General features: G+C 46.0%; 4 protein-coding genes. All 4 read right to left on the reverse strand.

Annotation, left to right across the window (positions count from 1 at the left end):
- Positions 1-511: hypothetical protein (locus QA596_12775; protein ID MDG5768325.1), on the reverse strand; the 511-nt coding region annotated here is incomplete at its 3' end.
- Positions 501-2,645, reverse strand: a complete 2,145-nt coding sequence (gene brxL, locus QA596_12780) for a BREX system Lon protease-like protein BrxL (GenBank protein ID MDG5768326.1) — start codon at positions 2,643-2,645, stop codon at positions 501-503. The genes brxL and QA596_12775, both read right to left, overlap by 11 nt.
- A 15-nt stretch (positions 2,646-2,660) precedes the next feature.
- On the reverse strand, positions 2,661-5,162 hold the full coding sequence (gene pglZ, locus QA596_12785) for a BREX-1 system phosphatase PglZ type A (protein ID MDG5768327.1): 2,502 nt from the start codon (positions 5,160-5,162) through the stop codon (positions 2,661-2,663).
- Between the two features lie 20 nt (positions 5,163-5,182).
- On the reverse strand, positions 5,183-5,384 hold a 202-nt coding region (locus QA596_12790), incomplete at its 5' end, for a hypothetical protein (protein ID MDG5768328.1).

Below are 5,384 nucleotides of genomic sequence, written 5' to 3' on the forward strand. Positions count from 1 at the left end.
TAGATATATCAACACGTACTTGAACCATTTTATCTGCTGAAGAAAGCAGCACATAATTCCTGAAGTCTTGTACATCCTTGCTATAAGTGTGCACTGACCTTTGATTGGAATTCGTAGTTAATACAGGAAAACTTTTTGAATACAGGGATTTATGAAAAAGTTTGGAAATCTGTTTCCAATTATCTTCTATTAACTCTGCTAACTCAATAAAATGTAATGGATTGGGCATTTTCAATACACGTCTTGATATTTTGCCCTTTGAAATAGAAAAATTAGCGCAACTGGATGAAGAGTAGTTATCAATAAATTTTTGTTTTCTTTCTTTAAAAGCAGCTTTATTCTCCTCTGGCCTTCTGGTCAAATGATCATCTCGAATCTCTTTCCATCTATTTCTTACCTTATCAAGAGAATCAGCTAATGAAGTTGTTTGAAATGGTGGGGGAAGTTCTTTGGGAAAATACCCTCTCCTAACCAAACACGGTCTCTCCTGCTTTTTTGTTTCATTTTCCATAATTCTCCCTCAAATACGTAATCTCACATCCCTTGCAAAGCCGCACCTCCTGATAGTGCTCGGCTATATCGTGCCAACCACCTGTTTTCTGGTATATATCCATACCACGCCCGAGAATGATCTTCCACCCGTTGTCAATCTCAATTGACCGGTCATGCAGGTTCTCATCAAACTCATAGGTAAAGAATATCCCTGTGGGTTCCAGTGACTCCTGCATCTCTGAGAATTTGTCCTTGGCGCCTTCCAGGTAATCTTCGTTGTTATAAGTTCTTAGGTGGATGACCACCTCTTCATCCGGCTGTTTTGTCTCTGCCACCAGTCTGGCAAACTCCATGAAGTTCCTGAGCTGATACGGTAATCGAATATAGGGGTCAGTAACCGTGATCCTGGATGCTCCTTGCAGATAGGGACCAAATAGTTTTTTATAGCTGACACCGGTTTGATTTTCACGTATGACTTTTTGTCCGGCGACCGGCTTATCCTCAATTGCCGTTTTTTTCGCAGGATCCACAGGCGCAGTCTGCGTAACCGTACCACCGCTTTCTCCGGAATCAGTCGCTGGTTTCGTGCCTTCTCCTGTAGCCTCATCAGAAGTCAAGAGCGATGGCTCATCACCTTTGCCGTCGGACTCAATAGCATCAAATAATCCTCCTGGCGGGATATCCAGCTTGTAATCACCGTTTTCAATGACTTCCAGAGTTTCAATCCGGAACTTTTTACCTGCCTTGCTTTTATACTCAAACTTCACCACCTCGTCATTGAATGTCTCATCCATTTTCCGCAACTGATCCTTCACCCTTTTGCGGCACTCAATGGCAAAATCAAGCAACTCCCTGGCATCATCTTCATCAAACTCACCATGGGGGAAAATCACCTTTACCAGGCCTGAGAAGGTCTTCTCGATTGATACCCTGTCCCGGGTCGTGATGCTATCCGAGAGGTCAAAATACTTCCTGTAGGATTGCATAAAATCTTCCTTTCGCAAGTCCTTCAGGATCTCAGACACATAATCAACCACAAACCCGTAATCAGTGGTAAACATCTCATTGCGCAACTTCTGGACCTCCCAGCCCGGAAGGTAGCAGTGAACACGATCTAAAAAAGCGGAATCGTAGTAATCCTTTGGTAACGCATCAAAAAGATCCGAATGCTTCAGCATGTAGGGCACGGAGTGGTCGGTGTTGCCAACATAGGCCATGGACGCCTCGGCCTGGTACACATGCGTCCCACGAGAAAAGGATTTGTTAGCCATGTAATTCTTGAGGATATCAACCAGTGCCTGATCCACTTTCTTGCTTTTACCGGCAAATTCATCATAAGCAACCACGTCCCAATACCCTACCAGTCCGATGTCTCCGGTGCTGTTGTTGACAAACAGTTTGGCCTTGGAAACCTCACCCCCGGAAATCAGGATGCCATGCGGTGACAGTTCGGAATACAGATGGCTTTTCCCGGTTCCTTTTGGACCCAGTTCGATCAGGTTGTAATTCTTTTCGGCAAACGGAACCAGTCGGGTCAACTGCAACAGTTTTGACCGGTTGGAAAACACCTCCGGATTCAGGCCAATGGATTGCATCAGCAGATCCATCCACTCGTCTTTCGTAAAATTCTTGCGGATCTCCTTGTACTCATCCACATCCACACCCGATATCTGAATGGGTTTAAGCTGCTCGATTACCCAGGGAAGGGTATCCCGCTCGTCACTTACCTGGTACCCCAGTGTGATAATACACCAGACGCCCTCTGACAATAATTTTGGATGTTTCTTGATGAACCGGTCCCCGATGGGCACTTTTTTTAGTCCAAGGTTATCAAATGATGTTTCGTAGATATCTTTCTTGTCATTCAGGCGAACCGATACTTTGTCGATGATCCGGTGTGAACCTTTTTCACGGACGGTTGACTTGATGGTCTGCGCCTCATCCCGGTGCACGAAATGCTTTGCGATGATATCCTTGACGGTTTCAACGCCCTGCTTAATGGTCTCTTCATCATCGGTAGCGCAATACTGACCAAGCAAGTATTCCAATACGTAAGCCGGAATGCTCGCATTACCCTTTATCAAATTCGTCAGGTCCTTGCGCACCACCTTCCCCGCAAATTGCTCATTAACCTTTACATCAAGCTCTTTCATGACATGGCCTTTCTTTTAATAATCATCAAAATCCCGGGTAAAGGAAATATTTATCGTAAAGGGATATTTCCGATAGGGAACCCAGCTGTTTGTCCCCTCGACCTGTTCCTCCATCTCCAGGTAAATGGTTTGATTCTTGTACTCGGTGCTTGCCTTGGAGGAAAGCTGAAACCGATGCTCAAATTCGCGATCTGCTGCATTTTTTGAATCAGAGTTGAAAGTCCAGGTCCACACATCGCTCAGGAGCATTCCATCTTTGGCCTTGAACTGTGCCTTGATCGAACGGCCGGCAACCGTCTCGGAAACCGGTGACTGCTGATAGAAGCGCACCCGGTGCAGGTTGGTGCTTATCAGATTGTTGTGCTTGTTAAGGACATCCACATCCACTTTTTCAACGGTATCTTCCCGGAGTTTTTTAATCCGTACGACCGGGACGGTAATTTCTTGCAGCGTTGCCCCGCCGTGGACATATCGGGATCCGGATCCTTGTCGCCGCAGGCGATTGATGCTCTTGGGGATAAGAATTTGGACATCTCCTTCAATCCCGAAATCCTGAGCCGACCACGAACTCACATTGGCTTTATGACGCAGATTCCGCCCCAAGACGAACCTTCTATTGCTTTTGATGATATCCCCTTCAATCTGAGCATCGGCAAAATCACTTTCATCCAGCGGCTCATTCTGGTATACAAATCCGTGATCCGCCGTTACAAGTATGTGGTAAACACCCAGGTTGGATATCTTCTTGACCAGCTTGACAAGGAATTCGATTTCATCCCGTGCCGCTTCGATTACCAAGTTTTCACTTGCGGTATCATCCCCTGTGCTGTCAATTCGGTCGTGATAGACATAGATCAATTCGTGGCTGGAAACCAAAGACCTGGCCTCTTCACTTTTGGTGTTCAGTTTCATCAGCTGTTCCGCTGAAACGGCGGTGGCATTGACACCGGAATGTTCAGCTAAAACCTTACTCCTGCGCTGAAGTCCGACAGTACTCAAACCATCAGCCAGGACATCGTCACTCTTGCCAAAGGCAAGCTTTTGGTGGGGCAACAGGGAGGCCATCCCAAGTTGTGTATAGGATGGCAGAGCGGTGATCCTGAAATCAAGGGAGCTGTCGAACCGGTTCTCCTTCTGCATGATCTGATGCAGTGATTCCCCGCACTCATAGCGTAGTGCATCCGAAATGATCACGAATACACGAATTTTCTTAGACAGGTATGGTTGCACCTCTTCCCGATAGAATGAGGTCAATTTCCTGGTACCATGGCTCCATTTACCTGAATCATCCATGGCTCGCTGCCAGGAATCACTCAAGTTTAACAACCATGTATTGCTGTACGCTTTGTTTATCAGGACATAGAGTGGATTGAGCACACTGTTCTGACCGGTTGCCCGGTACCACTCTATGAAGCGACGGTAATATTGGTCGATCCGGAACCATTCTCCGGTGTAGCGGCGTATTCCGTCTGCGAAGTCCGTTATTTCGATCTTTTCCTGACTCCGGATGGCCTCAAGCAAGTGATGTCCGGCATTAAGGGCTTCATAAAACGGACGATAGAGGTCATACCAGTAAGTAAACTCCCGGGTCTTGATGGCTGATTCAAGTCTCTTTGAATCCAGACTTTCATCGACCATTCCTCGTACCAGTTCGTGGATGATTCTACGATCGATCAGATCAAATACATCATCATGGAGGATCTCGTCCAGGGCGACCGAGTTAAGTACTGATTCAATGTTCAGATCTTTTTGGATTCGGCTGGACAGGGTTCGGAAGGCTTCCTGAAACGAAAGCGTGTCTTTCCATGCAGAGAGCATTACGCGGGTTTCGGCATTCAATGATGATTGGTCTGCCAATGGTTTGAAATTCATTCGAAATGCATCCAGCAGGAACCCATAGATTCCCGGATCCTTCTGTTCATAGCCATAGTGACGGCCAACCTCATCCCAGAACAGTTCCCACAATCCATAGCGCTTTAGTTCCACTTCCAGAGATGAATTGCTTTTATTGGCAAATGCCTCTGCAAATTTTCGCAGAAGTGAATCCGGTAACGTTGTATCAGCCCGCAACACCACCTGCATGATTTTCATGGACAGCAGCCGGTCCCCATCCGCTTCATTGGCAATTTCCTTGAATTTCAAAAGACGTTCCCGGCTCTGGAAAAACGCAAGGTGCTGGGTAATCCAATTCTTGTAGTGATATCCCAGGTCCAGCTCCTGCAAAAATAGCGATGCTTGATCCGTGTAGTAGACATGATAGGTCAGTTCCAGGTCCAGGAGCCAGTTCTCTTCATCAGGGGGTTTCGCCCTGGGGATGTAAAGCACAAACTTTTCATCAGGTTGCTCAAGCAGGACACGAACCTTTACTGCGAGTTCATCACGGTCAAGTGTTACCTTATTGATTCCCTCAATATTCAGATTCTCAAACTCATCCGTAAAAGCCCGTTCCTGATCGTACCAAATTAGGACCCGGTGCTTTTGAAGCAGTTTTTGTATGGATTCGGAAATTTTTGCCATGCCAAATATTTATAGTCACATCAGGTTTTATTATAGAACAAATTTCCCTGATTAAAGTCGTCTTTGTACAATTCCTGCCACTTAAGGTGTCTCTGAGAAAATTCTTCGATACTTTTTAACCTGTTTACTGCTCTGCTCATCCTTAGCAAAGTTTCAATACCAGAAGTATCATTAGAGGGCATTCCAAGATCAACGCCCTCCAGGTAATAAGCATGATCTTTA

This window comes from Balneolales bacterium ANBcel1, from assembly GCA_029688905.1.
In the GTDB taxonomy this organism is placed as follows: Bacteria; Bacteroidota; Rhodothermia; order Balneolales; family Natronogracilivirgulaceae; genus SLLW01.